Raw genomic sequence first — 20,410 nt, 5'->3', positions numbered from 1 at the left:
ATGGCCTTCGTCAAAACCACCCAACTCCTGCTCGATCTGCCGCGGCCGGCGAAGCGCCTCGTGGCGCTGGCGGTGGATGCGAGCCTGTGCGTGCTGACGGTCTGGTTGGCGTTCTATCTGCGGCTGGACGAATGGGTGCGCTTCTTCGGCGATGATCCATGGCGGCCACAGTGGGCGGCGCTCGGCTCGTTGGCGTTGGCGCTGCCGATCTTCGTGGTTTCCGGCCTCTACCGCGCCATCTTCCGCTATGCCGGCTTACAGGCGCTGATCGCGGTGGGGAAGGCGATGTTCGTCTATGCGCTGCTTTATGCGGCGCTCTTCACGGCGATCGGTGTCGCCGGGGTGCCGCGCACCGTGGGCCTGATCCAGCCGGTGCTGCTCTTCGTCGCCGTCGGCGCCTCGCGCGCTTTCGCCCGTTACTGGCTGGGCGACAAATATCAGAGCATCCTGCGCGGCATGGCCTTGCCCAAGGTGCTGATCTATGGCGCCGGCAGCGCCGGCCGGCAGCTGGCGGCGGCGCTGGCGCACAGCCAAGAGATGAAGGTGGTCGGTTTCCTCGACGACGATGTGCGGCTGCAGGGCGGGGTGATCAACGGTCTGCCGATCCATGCGCCCGAAGCATTGCCGGACTTGGTCGCGGCGCAGCAGATTCGCGACGTGCTGCTGGCGATCCCTTCGGCGGGCCGGCGGCGGCGCCACGAGATCGTCGAGCGGCTGCGCGCCGCGCAGGTCGCCGTGCGCACGCTGCCCGGCGTGGCCGAGCTGGCGCAGGGGCAGGTGCATATCTCGGACTTGCGCGAGCTCGACATCGACGATCTGCTCGGCCGCGAGCCAGTGATGCCCGATCCGACGCTACTGGCCGCGAACATCCATGACAAGGTGGTGTTGGTCACGGGCGCGGGCGGTTCGATCGGCAGCGAGCTGTGCCGGCAGATCGCCGCACTTGGGCCGCGACGGCTGTTGTTGCTGGAGATCAGCGAATACGCCCTCTACCAGATCGACCGCGAACTGCGCGGCCGGCCCGGGGGTAGCGAGCCGGTGCCGCTGTTGGGCTCGGTCGCCGATGAGCGGCGCATGCGCGCGATTCTCTCGGCATGGCGGCCGGAGACGATCTATCATGCCGCGGCCTACAAGCATGTGCCGCTGGTCGAGCACAACATCGCCGCGGGCATCCGCAACAATGCCTTTGGCACGCTCACCCTCGCGCGACTGGCGCAAGAACATGGCGTTGCGGATTTCGTGCTCATTTCCACCGACAAGGCGGTGCGGCCGACCAATGTGATGGGCGCATCGAAGCGGCTGGCCGAGCTGATCCTGCAGGCGTTCGCTGCGCAGGGTGGCGGGACGCGCTTCACGATGGTGCGTTTCGGCAATGTGCTCGGCTCGTCGGGTTCGGTGGTGCCCTTGTTCCGTCGCCAGATCAGGGAAGGCGGGCCCATCACGCTGACCCACCCCGAGGTGACGCGCTATTTCATGACGATCCCCGAAGCCGCGCAGCTGGTGATCCAGGCCGGCGCGCTGGCCAGTGAGGCGAGCGAGAGCGGCGATGTGTTCGTGCTCGACATGGGCGAGCCGGTGAAGATCATGGAACTCGCGCGGCGCATGATCGAGCTCTCAGGCCTGTCGGTGCGTGATGCCGAGCATCCAGACGGCGACATCGAGATCGCCATCACCGGGCTACGGCCCGGGGAAAAGCTTTACGAGGAACTGTTGATCGGCGACGACCCGCACCCGTCCCGGCACCCGCGCATCCTGAAGGCGCGCGAGCGATTTCTTCCCTGGGCGGAACTGGCGCCGCGGCTTATGGCGCTCGAAGCGGCGCTGGATGCCAACGACGCGCCGGCGATCCGCCAGCAGCTCACCGGGCTGGTTTCAGGCTACCAGCCGAGCGACGAGATCGCCGATTTCGTGCATTGCGCGAAGGCGGCTTAGCGAGCCCGCCAATGTCCCGACTTGCCGCCAGCCTTCTCCAGCAGGCGCACTTCCTCGATGACCATGCCGCGATCGACGGCTTTGCACATGTCATAGATGGTGAGCAAGCCGGTGGCGCAGGCGGTGAGCGCTTCCATTTCGACGCCGGTGCGGCCGAAGGTCTCGGCCGTCACGGTGCAGGTGACGCTGCTCGTGGCTTCGTCGAGTTCGAACTCGGCGGCGACGCGGGTGAGTGCGATCGGGTGACACAGCGGGATCAGCTCACTGGTGCGCTTGGCGCCCTGGATCGCCGCGATGCGTGCGACGCCGAGCACGTCGCCCTTTTTCGCCGAGCCGGACTTGATCAGATCGAAGGTGGCCGGCTGCATGCGGATGCGGCCGCTGGCGCGCGCCAGCCGCGCGGTTTCAAGCTTGGCGCCGACATCGACCATGTGGGCTTGGCCGGCGGCATCGAAGTGGGTGAGCGCTGGTGAAAAATCCTGCTGCGCGGCCTGCTGGCTGCGTTGCGCGGTGCTCGCTCCCTCGCCTAACTCCATGTTATGTCTCGGTCGCTGCGCTCCGTGCGCCTTGCCATCAGCCCGCTCGCGACGAATTTTTTCACGAGCTCTGAGAGGAGAGTCGCTCATATTTGCTTGCACTTTGTCGAAGGGAACCGGAGGAGAGCGCCGGTATCATAGCCTGATGCGAGTGATCCTGTGGTTTTGCCTTTTGCTTCTGCTGCCGGCGGGGATGGCTTCGGCCGATGGCTTGCCCGATCTGGGCGAGCTGGAGCGCAGCGGTCTGTCGGTGCCGGCCGAGCGGCGCCTGGGCGAAAAGATCATGGCGGAGATCCGCCGCGACCCGGATTACGTCCATGATGCCGAGATCGCCGACTACATCGACCGGCTCGGCCAGCGGCTGGCCAGCCATGTCGAGGGTGCGCGCACTTCGTTCGAGTTTTTCGTCGTGCGCGATCCGATGCTCAACGCCTTCGCGCTTCCCGGCGGCTTCGTCGGCGTGCATACCGGTCTGATCCTCGCCGCGCGTTCCGAATCGGAACTGGCCGGCGTGCTGGCGCATGAAATCTCGCACGTCACGCAAAGCCATCTGGCGCGCATGTTCGGAACCCAGAGCCAGGCTCAGCTCGCCTCGCTGCTCTCGCTGGCGGTGGCGCTCCTGGCGGCGCGCAGCAATCCGGACGTGGCGGTGGGCGCGGCGGTGGCCGGGCAGGCGGCGGGCATCCAGCAGCAGCTCAACTATTCGCGCGACTTCGAACGCGAGGCGGACCGTTTCGGCCTCGATCTGATGGAGCGCGCCGGTTTCGATACGCGCGGCATGGCGAGCTTTTTCCAGCGCATGCTGCAATTCGGCCGCCTCTACGAAAACAATGCGCCGGCTTATCTGCGCACCCACCCGCTGACCACCGAGCGCATCACCGACATGGAAAACCGCATCGCCCAGCGGCCCTACCGTCAGGTGCCGGACAGCGTCGAATTCGGCCTGGTGCGCGCCAAGATCAGGGCTTATCAGGGCACGCCCGGCGATGCGGTGGCCGATTTCGCCGCCCAGCTCAAATCCGGCAAGTATGCGCGCGAGGCCGACGTGCGCTTTGGGCTGGCGCATGCGCTGCTGCGCGACAACCGGGTCGCGGCGGCGGAAGAAGAGCTGGCGGCCTTGAGGCGGCTCAAACTCGAATCGCCGCTGGTCGAAAACCTCGCGGCGCAGATTCGCCTCCAGCGCAAGGACACCGAGGGCGCGATCCGCATCCTGCAAGAGGCGGCGCGGCGCTTCCCGAACGCGCGCGCCCTCACCTACGCGTTGCTCGAAACGAAACTCGGCGCTGGCACAGCGGCACAGGCGCGCGAAGTCGTCACCATCGCGCATCGGGAACTGCAGCTCACGCCCGGCGACGCACGCCTCCATGCGCTGGAAGCGAAGGCCCATGCGGCGCTCGGCGAGCGGCTGCGCGAGCATCGGGCGCAGGCAGAGGCCTATCTCGCGCAAGGACAGCTCGACGAGGCGATCATGCAACTGGAGCTCGCCCGCCAGGCCGGCGATGCCAATTTCTACGAGCAATCCGAAGTGGATGCGCGTTTGCGCGAATTGCGGCAGCGCAAAAGCGAAATGCAACGCGGCGCGCGCCCCGGCTTTTGATCTGGATCAAACCTTATCCGGATCGAATTGGCGAGCCTTATTCTCTGATCAAAAATTAGCATCATTGCGCCGTGCGCGAAATGCTAGCCTTCGCCTGTCGCATCGAAGGCGGCAGGCCATGCGGCTGTGTGTCCGATCCGGGCACGGGGCGGGCCGGCCGACCTGGCACCCATTCGAATAACACACGAATCAAGGAGGTTCTGACATGGCGTTGGTCAATCCCCATGGCGGCGGGCAACTGAAACCGCTTCTGCTCGAAGGCCAGGCTCTCAAGGACGAACAGGCACGCGCCGCATCGCTGCCGAAACTGAAAGTCACTTCGCGCGAGGCGGGCGACATCATCATGATGGGCATCGGTGGCTTCACGCCGCTCGACGGCTTCATGACCCACGCCGACTGGCAGGGCGTCTGCGACGGCATGAAGATGGCCAACGGTTTGTTCTGGCCGATTCCGATCACGCTGTCGTGCGACGAGGTATTCGCCGACGGCATCAAGACCGGCTCCGACATCGCGCTGGTCGGCAAGCGCCTCGATGGCAAGGAAGAGATCCTCGCCACGATGAAGGTCACCGAGAAGTACAAGATCGACAAGTCGCACGAGTGCGCGATGGTCTATAAGACCACCGATCTCGAACATCCGGGCGTCAAGATGGTGATGGCGCAGGGCGACGTGAACCTCGCCGGCCCGATCAAGGTGCTCTCCACCGGCGGCTTCAAGGAGAAATATGGCGATCAGTTCATGACGCCGGCCGAGACGCGCAAGAAGTTCGAGGAAATGGGCTGGTCGCGCGTCGCCGCCTTCCAGACCCGCAACCCGATGCACCGCTCGCACGAGTATCTGGCCAAGATCGCCATCGAGACGATGGACGGCGTGCTGATCCACTCGCTGTTGGGCAACCTGAAGCCCGGCGACATCCCGGCCGAGGTGCGCACCGAGGCGATCAAGGTGCTGATCGACAACTACTTCGCGCCGAACACCGTGATCCAGGCCGGCTATCCGCTCGACATGCGCTATGCCGGCCCGCGCGAAGCGCTCCTGCATGCGCTGTTCCGTCAGAACTATGGCTGCTCGCACCTGATCGTCGGCCGCGACCACGCCGGTGTCGGCGATTACTACGGGCCGTTCGACGCGCAGAAGATCTTCGATCAGATTCCGAAGGGGTCGCTGGAGACCCAGAACCTCAACATCGACTGGACCTTCTGGTGCAAGAAGTGCGGTGGCATGGCCTCGCAACGCACCTGCCCGCACACCAAGGACGACCGCATCCTGCTCTCGGGCACCAAGGTGCGCGCGATGCTCTCTGAAGGCCAGGATCTGCCGGTCGAGTTCTCGCGTCCGGAAGTCGCCGCGGTGCTGAAGAAGTATTACGCGAGTCTCGCCGAGCACGAGAAGGTGAAGGTGGAACTGAAGGGCCACTCGGCCGCGTGATGGGAATTTGGAGCGCCGCACCCGCCGGAAGCGGATTCGCGATACGCCCCGGCCAAGGTTGGGTGCGGCCCTAAATGGACCGCTGATGCAAAGCAGCGGATTGTTAGCTAACAAGGAGAAGAGGTAATGCCTACATTCGTTCGTACCGAAAAATGCGACGGCTGCAAGGGTCAGGACAAGACCGCCTGCATGTACATCTGCCCGCACGACCTGATGAAGCTGGACAAGGATGGCACCTACACCGGCCATGCGATGAAGGCTTTCAACCAGGAGCCGGATCAGTGCTGGGAGTGCTATTCCTGCGTCAAGATCTGCCCACAGGGCGCCATCGAAGCGCGTCACTATGCCGACATCGTGCCGCTGGGCGGTTCCGTGCAGCCGATGCGTGGTTCCGACTCGATCATGTGGACCATCAAGTTCCGCAACGGCGTCGTCAAGCGCTTCAAGTTCCCGATCCGCACCACCGCCGAGGGCTCGATCGATCCGTACGGCGGCAAGCCGCTGCCGAAGCTGGCCGACATCGACCAGACCGGCTCCTTCACCCGCGACGTGATGGGTGGCTTCCGTGCCGGCAATCCTGCCGAACTGATCCGTAAGTAATTCAACGCATCGAGGAAACTGACATGGCTGGAACATTCGAAAATCCCGAAATCGTCCAGGAAGAACTGGACATCCTGATCGTCGGCGGCGGCATGGCCGCCTGCGGTTGCGGTTTCGAAATCATGCGCTGGGCCGAGGCCGTCAAGGCCGAGACCGGCAAGGAACTGAAGATCAAGCTGGTGGACAAGGCCGCGCTCGACCGCTCCGGCGCCGTGGCGATGGGCCTGTCGGCGATCAACACCTACATCGGCCCGCGTCAGGACCCGGCCGACTACGCGCGCATGGTCTCCAACGACCTGATGGGCATCACCCGCGACGACCTGGCCTACGACCTCGGCCGCAACGTCGATGACTCCGTGCATCTGTTCGAAGAGTGGGGCCTGCCGATCTGGAAGACCGACGCCAACGGTGTGCGTCACGATGGCGCCGATGCGATCAAGGAAGGCCTGCCGGCGCTCAAGGACGGCGGCGAGCCGGTGCGCTCCGGCAAGTGGCAGATCATGATCAACGGCGAATCCTACAAGTGGATCGTCGCCGAAGCGGCGAAGAAGGCGCTGGGTCTGGAGCGTATCCAGGAGCGCGTGTTCATCGTACACCTGATCAACGACAAGAACGATCCGCACCGCATCGCCGGCGCGGCGGGCTTCTCGGTGCGCGAGAACAAGATCTACATCTACAAGGCCAAGGCGATCCTGGTTGCCGCCGGCGGCTGCGTCAACCTGTTCCGTCCCCGCTCCGTCGGTGAAGGTCAGGGCCGCGCCTGGTATCCGGTGTGGAACGCCGGTTCGACCTACGCGATGGCTGCCGAAGCCGGCGCCGAACTGACCATGATGGAAAACCGCTTCGTGCCCGCCCGCTTCAAGGACGGTTACGGCCCGGTCGGCGCCTGGTTCCTGCTGTTCAAGGCCCGCGCCGCCAACGGTTATGGCGAAGACTACATGGCCAAGAACAAGGATCTGCTCAACGAGTATCCGCCCTATGGCCAGGCCGCCGTTCCTGCCTCCTGCCTGCGCAACCACCTGATGCTGAAGGAAATGAAGGAAGGCCGCGGCCCGATCATGATGGACACGGTCACTGCGCTGGCCAAGCTGCGCGAGACGCTGACGCCGAAGGAAGTCAAGCACCTCGAAGCCGAAGCCTGGGAAGACTTCCTCGACATGTGTATCGGTCAGTGCGGCGTCTGGGTCGGCGAAAACATCGAGCCGGAGAAGAAGAACTCCGAGCTGATGCCGACCGAACCGTACCTGCTCGGCTCGCACTCCGGCTGCTGCGGCATCTGGGTGTCCGGCCCGACCGACGTCGGCGCGCCGACCGCGAACGATCCCGAACTGCCCGGCGTGCCCGAGCATCTGCCGCGCGGCTGGAACTGGGGCTATCGTTCGATGACCACCGTCAAGGGCCTGTTCACCGCGGGTGACGGCGTGGGCGCCTCCGGTCACAAGTTCTCCTCCGGCTCGCATGCCGAAGGTCGCATGGCCGCCAAGGCGATGGTCAAGTACTGCCTCGACAACGCGAACCTCAATCCCGAGTTCGACGAAACCCCCGAGCAGATCGCCGAAGCCATCTGGAAGCCGGTGCGCAACTTCCTCGAGCACAAGGACTACACCACCGCGATCGACATCAACCCGAACTACATCACGCCGCGGATGCTGCAATTCCGTCTGCAGAAGATCATGGACGAGTATGTCGCCGGTGTCGCCACCTACTACAACACCAACGACGTGTTGCTGAAGATGGCCGAAGAAAAGCTCGAGATGCTCAAGGAAGACGCCCAGAAGATGCGTGCCAAGGACCTGCACGAGCTCTTGCGTGCCTGGGAAAACTATCACCGCATCCTCACGGCCGAAGCCCACATGAAGCACATCCAGTTCCGCGAAGAGAGCCGCTACCCCGGTTTCTACTATCGCACCGACAAGAACTTCATCGACGAAGAGAACTGGCACTGCTTCGTGAACTCGATCTACGACAAGAAGACCAAGAAGTGGACGGTGTTCAAGCGCCGCCACGTCGACCTGGTCGACAAGTCGAAGCTGTTCAAGCAAGCTGCCCACTAAGCATCACGGGTAGTCGTTGAGACTCAGGCCGGTAGCCGATCATGGCTGCCGGCCTGATGCTTTTTCCGTCCGCTGCAACCCTTACCCCAGCGAGGTTTCTACAATGTCCCAGCCCAAGATTCCGATTCCCGGCAGCCCCGTGATGCCGACGATGTTCGATGAACACAAGGAAATCCAGTTTTCCTGCCATAAGGGCATTGGCTGCTGGAACGCCTGTTGCGCGAACATCGACATCACGCTGACCCCCTACGACATCATCCGCCTGAAGCGACGTCTCGGCATCAGCTCGACGCAGTTTTTGCGCGATTACACCGTGCCCTATGAGATGGAGAAGGACGGCATCGCCGGCGTCAAGTTCCGGCCCGTCGAAGGCGGCACGGCCTGCCGTTTCATGCAGCCGGAGGGCTGCGCGGTCTATGAAGACCGCCCCACCGCCTGCCGTTACTACCCTGTCGCCCTGCTGTCCATGCGCAAGCAGGACGAATACACCGACACCCAGTCCTACGCCCTCGTCAAGGAAGAGCACTGCAAGGGCCATGAGGTGGCGCGCACGCTCACCATCGCCGAATACCGCAAGGAACAGGGCGTCGTGGAGTATGACGACATGGCGCGCGGCTGGCGCCAGCTGATCCTGAAGAAGAAATCCTCCGGCCCGGCGATCGGTACGCCTTCGCTGAAGAGCCGCCAGCTGTTCTTCATCGCCTGCTATGACATCGACACCTTCCGCGATTTCGTCGAGAGCGAAGCGTTCCAGCAGCTGTTCATCCTGCCGCCGGAGGAATGGCAGGAGATCCTCAGCGACGACGAGCATCTGCTGCAGTTCGCCTTCCGTTACCTGAAACAGGTGTTGTTCGGCGAGATGACCATCCCGCTCAACGACGAACTGGCCAAACAGCGGCTCGAAAAGGTGCGTCAGCGTCAGGCCGAGATCGAGAAAGAAGCGGCCGAGAAACGCGCCCAGTACGAAAAAATGATGCTCGAAGAGGGCATCGATCCCGACGCGGCGGGTTTGGAATACGATCCGGAAGCCGAGAAGAAATACTGCGCGGACATCTGATTGAGCGAAGCGATGCTTGCCCGCTATCGTGCGCAGGATCACGCCTGTGGAGGCGATATGCAGCGCCGGCCACAGGCCGGTTCGTGACCGTCGGCTAGGCTCCACATTCCACCATGTCCGACCCGCTGCCTGCCCGCATCGAACGCATCTCCTGGCCGCGTTTCGATCGGCTCGCGCGCCAGCTCGCACAACGGGTCCTCGCCTCGGGCTGGCGGCCCGAGGTGATCGTGGCGATTGCGCGCGGTGGTCTGGCACCGGCGCGCGTGCTGGCCGACGAGCTCGATCTGGCGGCAGTTGCGAGCTTCCGCGTCGCGCACTATTGGCAGGCACAGAAGACTCGGGCGGCATGCGTCGTCGATCCGCTCTGCGCCGAGATCGCCGGCAGGCGCGTATTGCTCGTCGATGACGTGGCCGACAGCGGCGAAACCTTTGCCGCGGCGCTCGATCACCTCGCCGCGCGACAGCCGGCCGAAATCCGCAGTGCCGTGATCCTCTACAAGACCGTCTCGCCCTATCGTCCCGATTATTTCGCGGCCGAGGTGAGGAGCTGGCGGTGGATCCTGTTTCCGTGGGCGATCAATGAGGACGTCGGCGGCTTCCTGAAGGCGCTCTCACCGCCGCCGCGAAGTTGTGACGAGGCGGCCCAGCGGCTGGCGGCCCGCGGCCTGCGCCTGCCGCGCCGGCAGTTGGCCGCGCTCTGCCGGCGTCATCTCGGCTTTACTTGAACCCAGATTGTCCATTGGAACACGAGCTGGTTTCAATGGCGGGGCGCGAAGATGCCGCCCGCGGTTTGAGACCCGCCGTGTAGGGCGATGAAATGATCGTTTCGCATGCTCATGGCGCATCACCCCGGTCTAATGGACAATCTGGGTTCAATGACCATAAGCATCGACGGTTGCTGCCAACCGTCGCAACGGCTCGGCAACGACGACCGGATAGGGCTCGGCCGATTCGGTGCGGCGCAACGTCTCGGGCAAGGCGGCGAGCTGCGCCAGCGTCTTGGCGCGCAGTTCGGAAAGCGGTGGCGCCGGCGCCAGCCGTTTCCCGTCCTGCATCACGGGCACGAGCAGTGGCGTGCCCTCCTGTTCGTCGCCGACGACGGTGAGCACATCACCCAGCATCCTCCCCTGAGCGTCGAAACGCCGGAATACCTGCTTGCGCCCCGGCCAGGTCGCCTTGCCCTCGGAGCGCTTGCGCCGCGGCCGGCCGGCATATTCCTGCAGCTTGTAGGCGCAGTCGAGGTAGGGCTGGTCGGCAGAGACGTTCATGCGCGTGCCGACGCCGAAGCCGTCGATCGGGGCGCCGGCGGCGAGCAGCCGGGTGATCTCGTATTCGTCGAGATTGCCGCTGGCGAAGATTTTGATTCCGGGCAGGCCACCTGAATCGAGAATCGCACGCACCTGGCGGGCGTGCGCGAGCAAATCGCCACTATCGAGGCGCACTGCGCGGATCGTGATGCCCTCGGCGTGCAGCTCATGCGCCAAAGGAACGAGTGCGGCGGCGGCGGCCTCGGTATCGTAAGTATCGATCAGCAGTGTCGTCGCCTGCGGATGGGCGCGTGCGAATGCCGCAAATGCCGCCAATTCCGTGGCATGCGCCTGCACGAACGAATGCGCCATCGTGCCAAACACGGGAATGTTCCAGCGCATGCCGGCCAGGGTGTTCGAGGTGCCATCGAAGCCGGCGAGATAACTCGCCCGCGCCGAGAGCATGCCGGCTTCTTCGCCGTGGGCGCGACGGAGGCCGAAATCGACGAGCTGCCTGTCGCCCGCCGCCAGGCGCACGCGCGCCGCCTTCGAGGCGATCAGGGTTTCGAACTGAAGCAGGTTGATCAGGCGGGTCTCGACGATCTGGGCTTCGGGCAGCGGTGCGATCACGCGCAGGATCGGCTCGTCGGCGAAAAAGGGCGTCCCCTCGGGCATCGCCTCGACGGTGCCGGTGAAGCGCAGCTTGCCGAGCCAGTCGAGAAATGCGGGTTTGAATTTGCCGAGACCGGCGAGCCAGTCGATTTCCTCTGCCGTGAAGGCAAAGCGTGCAAGAAAATCGAGCGTCGATTCGAGGCCGGCGGCGACGAAAAAATTCCGGTGCGGCGGCAGCTTGCGGACGAAGAACTCGAAAACCGCGGTATCCATCATGCCCTGCTCGTGATAGGCGGCGAGCATGGTCAATTGATAGAAATCGGTGAGCAACGCGCGCGTCATGGCGTGCCGGCCCACGGCTCGGCGCCGGCGGCCGCCATCTCGGCGAGCGCGCGCTCACCATCGCCGGGTCGTACATCGACCGCCCGGATCGCATCGGTCAGCAGCCTCACCGCGTAGCCGAGGCGCAGCGCATCGAGCACCGTGTTCTTGACGCAATAGTCGGTGGCGAGCCCGCCGACGAACAGGCGGCGAATTCCACGGCCTTGAAGCCTGGTGTAGAGATCGGTGCCGGCGAAGGCCGAGTAGGCCTCCGCATCCTTCGCGGCCGCTTTCGAAATCACCCAGGCGTCGTCGGGCAGCGCCAGCGCGGCGGCGAAAGCGGCGCCGGCGCTGCCGGCGATGCAATGGGGCGGCCACGGTCCACCCTGCGGCGAGAATGAGCAATGATCGACGGGGTGCCAATCGCGCGAGGCGATGATCGGCAGGCCAGCCGCCCGGAAGCGTTCGATCCAGCGGTTGAGCGGCGCGATCACCGCATCGCCGGCGGGCACCGCCAGGGCGCCGCCCGGCAGGAAATCGTTTTGCACATCGACGATCAACAGCGCGTCTTGCGCCGTCAGGGTGAGCGGTTTCATCGTGATAGGAGTGGGTGGATTCATTTCAGGATAGAACCTGGCCCATCGACTTTCCAGCCGCCTGCTGCGGAAGATCAGATCGCCCGGATCACGAAACGATGCTTGCCGGAAATCGTGCGCGGGATTTCCGGCACATGCACGATCGATAGCGTGAGGCCGGCGGCGGCGAGCTCGCCGCTCAGCCGCGCGAGGGTGGGAGCGTCGAGCGGCTCGGTCGCGACGAGGCGCAGCGTCACTTGCCCCGGCGCCTCCTGCACGAACTGATATTGCCTCACCTGCGTCAGCCCATACATCAGCCGGTTGAAAAACGAAGGGTGAAGCCGGCGACCGTCCGGGGTGTGGATCAGGTCGTTGTGCCGGCAGAGATTCATCGTCATCAGCGGAAACGGCAGGCCGCAGGAACATGCGCCGTCGAGCAGCTCGCCGCAATCGCCGATCGCATAGCGGATCATCGGCATCAACCGGTTGGTCAGCGAGGTGACGAGCAGTTCCCCGTCGCGGGATTCGAGCCAGACCATGTCGGTCCATACGTGCAGATGGCCGTGGCGGCACTCGCAGGCGATGTTGGGGATCTCGCGGCTGCCATACTGGTTGAACACCTTGCAGCGGAAGGCGGCCTCGATCGTCTCGCGCATCGCCTCGGTAAGCGTCTCGGCCGTCGAATAGACGCCGATCAGGCTGTCGGGCATCGCGCGCTGTTCGTCGAGCACGAAGCGCGCCAGCGCGGCGAGGATCGACGCATAGCCTTGGAGGAGCGTCGGTCGGTAGCGCTGGATGAAGCGCGCCCAGTCATCGAGCTTCGCGGCGTCGATCTCATGCGCCGGCAGCGTCTTTTCGGCGGCGATGTAGTCATCCCAGGCGACACTGGCGAACACGCCGCCTTTCACCGTGTCCTGGCGCGCGCCCCAGAAGTTGAGGATCTTCTGCCCCGGCCGCCAGCCGGAGAGCATGTAGCTCCGCATCATGCCGGCGCGCATCAGCTCGTGTTTGGCTTCGTCGTAATAGAACGCCAGCGGCTGGCCGGTCGAGCCGCCGGTGTGGCCGATCGGCGTGCTGGCCGGATCGTGCGGTCGGGCGAGTAACGCCGGCAGATGGGCGCGCACCTCGTCTTTCGTCAGCACCGGCAGATCGGTGATGCGCCAGTTCTGCGACAGCTGGGCGAAGCGCTCGGCATACCAGGCGGTGCTGGCGCGGGCATGGGCGACGATCGCGGCCAGATCGGCTGCTTGCTTCGCGCGCAGCCGGGTGGCATCGAGCGCCTGGTTCGCCAGCAGTCGATCGAGCTGGGCGTAGCGCTGGGGCCGTTGCCGCCGGTGCAGCCAGACTTTCAGAGCTTGTGAAAAATTCTGCTGCGCGGCCTGCTGGCTGCGTTGCGCGGTGCTCGCTCCCTCGCCTAACTCCATGTTATGTCTCGGTCGCTGCGCTCCGGGCGCCTTGCCATCAGCCCGCTCGCGACGAATTTTTTTCACAAGCTCACGAGGAGTCGTGCCCATGCCGCACGATCTTCGGCGTAGTGTTCGAGGCCGTCGAGCAGCCGGGCGCGCCAGTCCTGCCAGCGTGCCTCATCGTTGATGCGCGCCTGTCCAGAGTTTTCGGCGGCGAAATTGTGCCGCACGTTGGCGGCGAAATGGCGCAGGCCCTCGGCCAGACCGGGCCGCTGGTTCCACCATTGCGCCGGATCGGAGAGCAGGGCCATAAGCCGCGCCAGACGGGAAAGCACTGCCGTCTGGCGTTCGTTGTAGCGCGCCAGCATCTCCTCGCGCAGGCAATCGAGCGTTGGCGCAAACTCGGCGCTGGCGGCACGGCACAGGGGGCCGGCCGCGGCGAGCCGTTCCACTGAGAACAGCATCACATCGCCATAGAATTGGCGCTCGAACTCGTCGCTCATGTCGACCGCCGTCGCCTGGGTCTCGATGCCGGGGCGAAATTCCGCCTGACCGCCGCTCTCGACGGTGCGTTTGTGCAGCATCGGCAGGTTGGCCGAGACGAAGCGCTCTCCTAGCTCGCTCTTCAGGATGCGGCCGAGCGTCGGGCCGGACATGCGTAGCCGCAAGGGCGCGAAGGGAATGAAATAACGCAGGGCCGACGGCCGGAAGACGACATTGCCGGCATACACGGTGCGGGCCGGGACGAGGCTGGCGAGCGGATCGCCGGGCTGGTAAGCGGTCACGCGCGTCGGGTGCTCGCCATAGAAGAAGCTGTTGGCCCGCGCCGCGAAGTGCGCGAAGCCGTCGGCCTCGCTGTGCAGGCCGGGAAGCGGGCAGGGATAGGGAGAGTGTTCGGCCGGCCTGAAGCCGAACAGCTCGGCCATGTCGTGATAGGCCGCATCGCCGTGCGAGACGGTCACCCCATGGTGGCTGCAAGGCGCAGAGGGGTCGCGCTGCGCGGCGTCGGCGAGGAAAGCGAGCACGTCGTCGAGGAAATTGCGTGTCATCACCGCCGGCGAGACCGGTGGGTCGCCGACCACCTTGCCGGTCAGCACCTCGGCGTCGGTGCGCGTGAAGATCGCATCGAGGGCGTTGAAGAAATCGAGGACGTAGCCGTCGTTTTCAGGCACATTGACGCGGAACTCCTGGTCGCTGTCGATCGACCAGATCAGCGTCTCCTCCGGCGCTTCCCTCAATAGTTGGCTCGCTTTCAGCCAGGCGATGTTGCGCATCACGCCCTGGCCCTTGTGGCCGTAAGGCGCCACCGGCGCCGCGCCGAGCACATGCGGCAGGGGTGAGGGGAGCGCAGCGACGAGCGCTTGCTGCTCGGCCGGCGGGAAGTGGATCGTTTCGATACCTGCAGCGGAAAACGCCTCGGCCAGCGCGCGGTTGGCGTCGATGCTCGCGGCCGCGCGGCTGTCGTCGGCGAGCAGCACGCGGATGCGTCCGGCATAGGGAAAGCGGCGCAACAGTTCGGCGAGGCTGGCAAGACATGCCCGAATGTGGCGCGGCCGGTCGGCGACCGGGATGATGACGAGGAAGGCATGCCGGCTCATCGGTCGGAACGATAGGTCGGAAACACGTGCTTGTCCCACATCACTTCGATCAGGTTGATGTCGCCGGTGAGGTCGGCGGTGTCGAACAGCGCATCGACGTCGGCGGCGGTTTCGATGCGGAAGTGACGGATGCCGAAGCTTTGCGCCAGCAGCGCGAAATCCGGATTGACGAAATCGCAGTCGATGTAGCGCTCGCGGTAGAGCTGGAACTGGTTCTTGCGGATCAGGCCCAGCGTGCCGTTGTTGATCATCACGACGTTGAGCGGGATGCGGTAATTCACGGCAGTCATCAGCTCCATGCAGCACATCTGGAAGCCGCCGTCGCCGAGGATCGCGAAGGTCGGCGTATCGACCGCGCAGCGGGCGCCGATCGCCGCCGGGATCGCATGGCCGAGCGCCGAAACGCCGGAGTTCGGGAAATAGCGGTGCTGCGGCGAGGCCTTCAGATAGGTCTGCGCCAGGATGATGTTGTCGTCGAAGACCAGCGCTTCGGGCAGCCGTTCGACGATGCGGTCGAACAGATGGGCGATCGCGGTGAAGTTCGGCGCCACCGGCGCGCGCTGATAGACCGGGGGCGGCGGCGCGGGAAAATCGGCCAGGCAGATCAACAGATCCTCGAGCACGGCGCGGATGTCGCCGTGGATCGCCAGATCGGCGCGGAACACCTTTTCGAGCTGGTTGGCGTCGTGATCGACCTGGATCACGCGCTTGCCGGCCATCAGCCGCGGGTCCCACAGATTGCTGGTGCGCTCGTTGAAGGAGGCGCCGAGCACGATGATCAGGTCGGCATGCTCGACGATGTGACGAAAGGCGCTGCCGTCGGAAGTCACCCCCAGACAGCCCAGCGCCCGCGGATCGTTTTCGCTGATCAGCCCCTTGCCCTTCAAGGTCGTGGCGACGCGGATCGCATGCCGTTCGCCGAGCTTTTGCAACATCGCCTGCGCGCCGGCGCGAAAGCAGCCGTGACCGGCGACGATCACCGGATGACGCGCGGCGCGGATCATGCGCCCCATCTCCTCGGTCGCCGCGAAGCTGTTGCAGATGCGCGGCGCCTCGGTGACGAAGCGGATCGCATCGAGCAGTTCGGCATCGACCTGCTCTTTCTGGATGTTGTAGGGAAAGGAGAGCAGCACCGGTCCGGCGTTCGGCGACAGCAGGATGCGCGTGGCCTGGCGCAGCACCTGCAGCAGATAGTCGGTGCGCTCGACGATCTTGTGATAGCGCGTGATGCCGCGGAAGATGTCCGACTGATCGATGCTGCCGCCCTCGCCGGAAGACTCCTGCAGGCCGCCCTTGCCGAAGATCGAAGTCGAGGTCTCGCCGGTGACGATCAGCACTGGCAGCTTGTCGGCATAGGCGTTGGCAATCCCCGTGACGAGGTTCGTCGCGCCGGGGCCGGCGGTGGTGATACAGGCGGCGGGCCGGCGCGTGGCGCGCGCCTCGCCGCAGGCCATGAAGGCCGCGCCCTGCTCGTGCTTGACGAGCACCGTCTTGATCGATGAGTCGTAGAGCGCATCATAGACCGGCAGGATGTGCGAGCCCGGCATGCCATAGATGAAGCGAATGCCGAGGCGCTCCATGAAGCGCGTGATGAGGGCGGCGACGGTGATCTGCATCGAGGGTATGTCCGAGAAGGCGGAATTTGAGCACAGATTGCGCGCACCATGCCGTTCCGTCAGCGCCGAGTTTGCGCGCTTGGCTTTGCGCCGGTGATGACGGTGCTCAAGCGGCCGTGGCGGCCGGCAGCCAAAGGTGAAACGTGGCGCCGGCATTGGGCGCGGCTTCCGCCCAGACGCGGCCGCCCATGCGCTCGATGGCCTTCTTCACCAGCGCGAGCCCGACGCCGGTGCCCGGATACTCTTCGAGCCGGTGCAACCGCTGGAAGATCTCGAAGATGCGATCGTGATACTTCATCTCGAAGCCGATGCCGTTGTCGCGCACCGATAGATGCACGCCGTCGCCGCTCGTCTCGCCTTGGATGACGATTTCCGGGTGGGCCGTCTGGCGCGTGAATTTCAGCGCGTTGTCGAGCAGGTTGCGCAGCACGATCGCCAGGCCGTCGGCGTCGGCGGCGAGGGTGAGCGGTGGCAGCTCGAGGCGCACCGCGACATGGCGTGCCTCGATCTCCTGGCTGCGCTCCGCCAGCAGGTTCTCGACGATGCCGCGCGGATCGAGCGCCGTGGTGGCGAGCGGCTTGCGCTCCATGCGCGAATAGGCGAGCAGATCATCGATCAGTTCCTGCATGCGCGCCACCCCATGGCGCACGTTGGCGAGGAACAGCCGGCCCTCGTCGTCGAGCCGGTCGGCATAGTCTTCCTCCAGCAGCCGGCAGTAGCCATCGATGCCGCGCAGCGGCGTCTTGAGATCGTGCGAAACCGAATAGACGAAGCTCTCCAGCGACTGGTTGAGCGTCGCCAGCGCCTGCGTGCGTTCCGCCACACGGGCTTCCAGCGTGGCGTTGAGCTCGCGCAGCTCGGCATTGGCGGCTTCGGCCTCACGCCGCGCGGCGAGCGCGTCTTCCATCTGGTTCAACGTCGCCAGCCGCGCCCGTTGCTGCCAGGCGAGCGCCTCCTTGAGCCTCGTTTCGGCCTCGTGCTGGCGGGAAATGTCCTCGACCACCGAGATGAAGTAGTCCGGCTGGCCATCGGCTTTCCAGACCAGCGCCACGGTGAGCAGGATCCACACCGTCGAGCCATCCTTGCGGATGTAGCGCTTTTCCATCGCATAGCGTTCGATCTCGCGCGCCAGCATCTGGCGCACATGGGCGAGATCGGCGGCCAGATCGTCCGGATGGGTGATGTCCTGGAAGGTCCTTTCCAGCAACTCTTCGGGCGAGTAGCCGACGATCTCGGCCAGCCGGCGGTTGACCTTCAGCCAGCGGCCATCCGGAGCGACCAGCGCGATGCCGACCGCCGCCTGTTCGAAGACGGCCTCGAAACGCGCGTGGTTCTGTTGCAGGGCGGCCAATGCCGCATCGCGTTCGGTGAGGGCGCTGGCCAGTGTGGTGAAGCGACGATTCAACAGCAGGTAAAGCAGCAGCGCGGTGAGGACGACGAAGGCCAGACCCTTGACGAGGCCCAGCGAGGCGATCGTCTGGGCATCGTGGATGAACAGCGCCAGGAAGCCGTCGGAAGCGATGATCCACAGGCCGGCAAAGACGAGATAGGCCAGCGTGATGCGCAGCGCGGCGAGCGAAGGCGGGGACAGTTTCATCGCCGGGCTTCCTGCTCGGTTTCGAGCCAGCCGAGCTCGAAGGGTTCGGGCCGGCCGAATTCCCGGCACAGCGCGTTGATCTCACGCTTCAAGCGAATCATTTCCTCCTCGCGGCCGATCGTCGCGGCGGCGAAGCGTTCCAGCTCGGCATTGCGTTCGGCCAGTTCGGCGGCCTTCTGGTGCAGCGCCTCCTCGGCTTCCCGCCGTGCGCTGATGTCGAGCAGCACGCCCTGGATCGTGCTCACCTGCCCCTTTTCATCACGCAGCAGCCAGGTGTAATCCTCGATCCAGCGCCAGTGGCCGAAGCCATCGCGCAGCCGGTAGGTCTGTACATAGCGGTCCGGGCCCTGGGCGAGATGCTGCTCGACATCGGCGGCGATCGCCGGCAGATCGTCGGGATGGATCAGATCGCTGTAGGGAATCTTCCCGGAAAGCAGCGCGTGTTTGTCGAGCCCCCAGCGCACGACGTTGTCGCTGACGAACGCCACCGGCCAGCCGGGTTGGTTGCGCCAGACGATCGCGATCAGCGGGGATTGTTCGATCAGCGTCGCCAGCCGGCGGATTTCGTCCTGCTGCCGGGCGAGCCGCTGGGCCATCGTGTCGAAGGCGGCGCCGATGTTGGCGAGCTCATCAGCCCCCGGCAACGCGGCGCGCGCGGTGAAGTCGCCGCTGCCGAGACGTTCGGCGGCCATGAGCAGGCGCCGCAGACGTTGCGCCCAGATCAGATGCAGCAGCACGCCGACCGTGAGCGCGAACAGCAGAAAGGCGCCGATCTGCAACCAAAGCTCGCTGCGGCCGGAGGCCAGCCGGCGGGCGAGCGGGGCGGCGAGATCGCTGACGACGATGAGGCGATGATCGGGGTGGACAGTGATCTCACCGAGCAGAAAGTCGGCGCTGGCCGGACGGCTCGAGGAGAGCGGGGGGGCTTGGGACGGGGCTGTGTCGAGCGCGGCGGCGAGCGGCGCCGGCAGGCGGGCGCGGATTTTCTCCCAGGGCTCGTCGATCTCGAGCCGTGAGAGCGAGGCCACGACGCGCCCTTCGGGCGAAATCAGCCAGGCATGCATGAGATCGGGGCGCAAACCGAGCGAGCTGACGATGCGTCGCACCTGCAGCCGGTTGTTCAGGCCCAGCTGCACCTCGAGCCGTGTCTGCTCGACCGCCAGCCTGTCCTTGAGCCGCATCGCCTCTTCCTTTTCGACGGCCTGCGTGTACTCATGGCGCTGCAAGACATCGAGCCAGACGATGGCGAGCAGGCTCAACAGCAACAGCACGACGGGCAAAGTCCACCGGGTGGGAAAACGCAGCAGCCAATTCATCGCCTCGCCCCCTCCAGCAAGGCCAGCCAGTCCGGCGGCCGCTTTAGCTCGCCATGCTGCGTCAGTTCAGCGACGATCGCTTTGGCCTGCTCGGCCAGCGGGGAAGCTGCACCACCGGAGAGCCAGCGCGCGCTTTCTTGCGGAGAGACGAAACGCAGACCGGATAGCGCCTGCTGATATTCCTCGACCGAGAGATCGACCCCACGCGCGAGCACCTCCGCTGCCGCCAGCGGATCCCGTTCCAAGGCGGCGAGCCCCGCACGCCAGGCCTCGATCAACGGCGCGGCATCGAGGCCAGGTCGCACCACCAACACGTCGATGATCTCGCCGGGCAGCGCGCGGCTGTCGAACAGCACAGGAAAGCCGCGGCGCTTGAGTTGTGTGCGCATCGGCTCGAAGGTGATCACGGCATCGATGCGGCCGCTTTGCAGCACGGCGGCATGTTGGCTCGCTTCGACAGCGACGATCTGCACTGCATCTTTCGAAAGCCCGGCGGCGGACAGCAGCCGGGCCAGCATCAGGCTGCCGACGGCGCCGGTCTCGACGCCGATGCGCTTGCCTCTGAGCTGATCGAGACGTTCGATGTCCGGGCGTGCGAGCACCGCATCGGCGCCTGCCGAGACATCGAGCACGGCGACGATCTGGATCGGGATGCCGGCGTCGGCTACGCGCAGCGCTTCGTCGAGGGTCAGCGCGGTCGCTTCGCTCAGGCCGTTGGCGAGCGCACGCCGGCTGTCGCTGTTGGATATGAGCTCGACGATGCGCACGCGCGGGTCGAGCAGCCCGCGTTCGCGCGCCAGCACGAAGGGGTCATAGCCGAGCCACGGATTGACGGTCAGCAAGAGCGGCGACTGTGGCGCGGGGGCGCAGCTGAGCAGCAGGGCAACGAAACCAAGCAGAATGAGGAGCCGGCGCAT

16 protein-coding genes are annotated in these 20,410 nt (G+C 65.2%); 7 read left to right on the top strand and 9 right to left on the bottom strand.

The genetic code is table 11. From position 1 onward, the window contains the following. A complete protein-coding gene (locus tag M52SOB_RS11045; RefSeq protein WP_131111860.1) occupies positions 1–1,932 on the top strand; it encodes a polysaccharide biosynthesis protein in 1,932 nt (643 codons plus the stop codon). Here the strand turns inward: M52SOB_RS11045 and moaC are convergent. Then, positions 1,929–2,468: a cyclic pyranopterin monophosphate synthase MoaC gene (gene moaC, locus M52SOB_RS11040; protein WP_131111859.1), complete on the bottom strand. Its 540-nt coding sequence runs from the start codon at positions 2,466–2,468 to the stop codon at positions 1,929–1,931. The genes M52SOB_RS11045 and moaC overlap by 4 nt on opposite strands. A 145-nt stretch (positions 2,469–2,613) precedes the next feature. On the opposite strand from moaC, the gene M52SOB_RS11035 reads away from it, so the two are divergent. From M52SOB_RS11035 to M52SOB_RS11010, 6 genes are all read left to right on the top strand, one after another. Next, positions 2,614–4,065: a beta-barrel assembly-enhancing protease gene (locus M52SOB_RS11035; RefSeq protein WP_131111858.1), complete on the top strand. Its 1,452-nt coding sequence runs from the start codon at positions 2,614–2,616 to the stop codon at positions 4,063–4,065. A gap of 205 nt (positions 4,066–4,270) precedes the next feature. Further along, on the top strand, positions 4,271–5,494 hold the full coding sequence (gene sat, locus M52SOB_RS11030) for a sulfate adenylyltransferase (RefSeq protein WP_131111857.1): 1,224 nt from the start codon (positions 4,271–4,273) through the stop codon (positions 5,492–5,494). Between the two features lie 126 nt (positions 5,495–5,620). Beyond that, positions 5,621–6,094 (top strand): adenylyl-sulfate reductase subunit beta, encoded by a 474-nt coding sequence (gene aprB / locus M52SOB_RS11025; protein WP_131111856.1) that lies wholly within the window; start codon positions 5,621–5,623, stop codon positions 6,092–6,094. 23 nt (positions 6,095–6,117) lie between these two features. Next, on the top strand, positions 6,118–8,148 hold the full coding sequence (aprA, locus tag M52SOB_RS11020) for an adenylyl-sulfate reductase subunit alpha (RefSeq protein ID WP_131111855.1): 2,031 nt from the start codon (positions 6,118–6,120) through the stop codon (positions 8,146–8,148). Between the two features lie 103 nt (positions 8,149–8,251). Next, entirely contained in the window at positions 8,252–9,205 is a 954-nt protein-coding gene (locus M52SOB_RS11015; RefSeq protein WP_131111854.1) for a YkgJ family cysteine cluster protein, read from the top strand. Between the two features lie 113 nt (positions 9,206–9,318). Continuing rightward, positions 9,319–9,930, top strand: a complete 612-nt coding sequence (locus M52SOB_RS11010; protein ID WP_131111853.1) for a phosphoribosyltransferase — start codon at positions 9,319–9,321, stop codon at positions 9,928–9,930. A 147-nt stretch (positions 9,931–10,077) separates the two neighbouring features. Here the strand turns inward: M52SOB_RS11010 and M52SOB_RS11005 are convergent, their stop codons facing one another. From M52SOB_RS11005 to M52SOB_RS10970, 8 genes are all read right to left on the bottom strand, one after another. Continuing rightward, a complete protein-coding gene (locus M52SOB_RS11005) occupies positions 10,078–11,406 on the bottom strand; it encodes a nicotinate phosphoribosyltransferase (protein WP_131111852.1) in 1,329 nt (442 codons plus the stop codon). Then, the gene (locus M52SOB_RS11000) at positions 11,403–11,981 is read right to left on the bottom strand and encodes an isochorismatase family protein (protein ID WP_284155085.1); all 579 of its coding nucleotides are present in this window, start codon (positions 11,979–11,981) and stop codon (positions 11,403–11,405) included. The genes M52SOB_RS11005 and M52SOB_RS11000 overlap by 4 nt, the downstream gene beginning before the upstream one ends. Positions 11,982–12,055: 74 nt before the next feature. Next, positions 12,056–13,384: a phenylacetate--CoA ligase family protein gene (locus M52SOB_RS10995; RefSeq protein ID WP_131111850.1), complete on the bottom strand. Its 1,329-nt coding sequence runs from the start codon at positions 13,382–13,384 to the stop codon at positions 12,056–12,058. 62 nt (positions 13,385–13,446) lie between these two features. Next, a complete protein-coding gene (locus M52SOB_RS10990) occupies positions 13,447–14,964 on the bottom strand; it encodes a glycosyltransferase family 2 protein (RefSeq protein WP_131111849.1) in 1,518 nt (505 codons plus the stop codon). Next, the gene (locus tag M52SOB_RS10985) at positions 14,961–16,580 is read right to left on the bottom strand and encodes a thiamine pyrophosphate-binding protein (protein WP_131111848.1); all 1,620 of its coding nucleotides are present in this window, start codon (positions 16,578–16,580) and stop codon (positions 14,961–14,963) included. Before M52SOB_RS10985 ends, M52SOB_RS10990 begins: the two co-directional genes overlap by 4 nt. Before the next feature lie 106 nt (positions 16,581–16,686). Continuing rightward, positions 16,687–18,177 (bottom strand): sensor histidine kinase, encoded by a 1,491-nt coding sequence (locus tag M52SOB_RS10980; protein ID WP_131111847.1) that lies wholly within the window; start codon positions 18,175–18,177, stop codon positions 16,687–16,689. After that, a complete protein-coding gene (locus tag M52SOB_RS10975; protein WP_131111846.1) occupies positions 18,174–19,493 on the bottom strand; it encodes a PAS domain-containing protein in 1,320 nt (439 codons plus the stop codon). The genes M52SOB_RS10980 and M52SOB_RS10975 overlap by 4 nt, the downstream gene beginning before the upstream one ends. Next, positions 19,490–20,410, bottom strand: a complete 921-nt coding sequence (locus M52SOB_RS10970) for an ABC transporter substrate-binding protein (RefSeq protein WP_131111845.1) — start codon at positions 20,408–20,410, stop codon at positions 19,490–19,492. The genes M52SOB_RS10975 and M52SOB_RS10970 overlap by 4 nt, the downstream gene beginning before the upstream one ends.

This window comes from Sulfuricystis thermophila (assembly GCF_004323595.1).
GTDB lineage: Bacteria > Pseudomonadota > Gammaproteobacteria > Burkholderiales > Rhodocyclaceae > Sulfuricystis > Sulfuricystis thermophila.
The sequence above is the reverse complement of the archived record's forward strand: the minus strand, read 5'-3'. Positions and strand labels throughout refer to the sequence as shown.

What these genes read in the sequence shown, in the direction of transcription:
- moaC (WP_131111859.1), bottom strand. Translation starts at nt 2,468, where the DNA reads ATGGAGTTAGGCGAGGGAGCGAGCACCGCGCAACGCAGCCAGCAGGCC.
- M52SOB_RS11005 (WP_131111852.1), bottom strand. Translation starts at nt 11,406, where the DNA reads ATGACGCGCGCGTTGCTCACCGATTTCTATCAATTGACCATGCTCGCC.
- M52SOB_RS10995 (WP_131111850.1), bottom strand. Translation starts at nt 13,384, where the DNA reads ATGGAGTTAGGCGAGGGAGCGAGCACCGCGCAACGCAGCCAGCAGGCC.
- M52SOB_RS10980 (WP_131111847.1), bottom strand. Translation starts at nt 18,177, where the DNA reads ATGAAACTGTCCCCGCCTTCGCTCGCCGCGCTGCGCATCACGCTGGCC.
- aprB (WP_131111856.1), top strand. Translation starts at nt 5,621, where the DNA reads ATGCCTACATTCGTTCGTACCGAAAAATGCGACGGCTGCAAGGGTCAG.
- sat (WP_131111857.1), top strand. Translation starts at nt 4,271, where the DNA reads ATGGCGTTGGTCAATCCCCATGGCGGCGGGCAACTGAAACCGCTTCTG.
- M52SOB_RS11045 (WP_131111860.1), top strand. Translation starts at nt 1, where the DNA reads ATGGCCTTCGTCAAAACCACCCAACTCCTGCTCGATCTGCCGCGGCCG.
- M52SOB_RS11000 (WP_284155085.1), bottom strand. Translation starts at nt 11,981, where the DNA reads ATGAAACCGCTCACCCTGACGGCGCAAGACGCGCTGTTGATCGTCGAT.
- aprA (WP_131111855.1), top strand. Translation starts at nt 6,118, where the DNA reads ATGGCTGGAACATTCGAAAATCCCGAAATCGTCCAGGAAGAACTGGAC.
- M52SOB_RS10985 (WP_131111848.1), bottom strand. Translation starts at nt 16,580, where the DNA reads ATGCAGATCACCGTCGCCGCCCTCATCACGCGCTTCATGGAGCGCCTC.
- M52SOB_RS11035 (WP_131111858.1), top strand. Translation starts at nt 2,614, where the DNA reads ATGCGAGTGATCCTGTGGTTTTGCCTTTTGCTTCTGCTGCCGGCGGGG.
- M52SOB_RS10970 (WP_131111845.1), bottom strand. Translation starts at nt 20,410, where the DNA reads ATGCGCCGGCTCCTCATTCTGCTTGGTTTCGTTGCCCTGCTGCTCAGC.
- M52SOB_RS10990 (WP_131111849.1), bottom strand. Translation starts at nt 14,964, where the DNA reads ATGAGCCGGCATGCCTTCCTCGTCATCATCCCGGTCGCCGACCGGCCG.
- M52SOB_RS10975 (WP_131111846.1), bottom strand. Translation starts at nt 19,493, where the DNA reads ATGAATTGGCTGCTGCGTTTTCCCACCCGGTGGACTTTGCCCGTCGTG.
- M52SOB_RS11015 (WP_131111854.1), top strand. Translation starts at nt 8,252, where the DNA reads ATGTCCCAGCCCAAGATTCCGATTCCCGGCAGCCCCGTGATGCCGACG.
- M52SOB_RS11010 (WP_131111853.1), top strand. Translation starts at nt 9,319, where the DNA reads ATGTCCGACCCGCTGCCTGCCCGCATCGAACGCATCTCCTGGCCGCGT.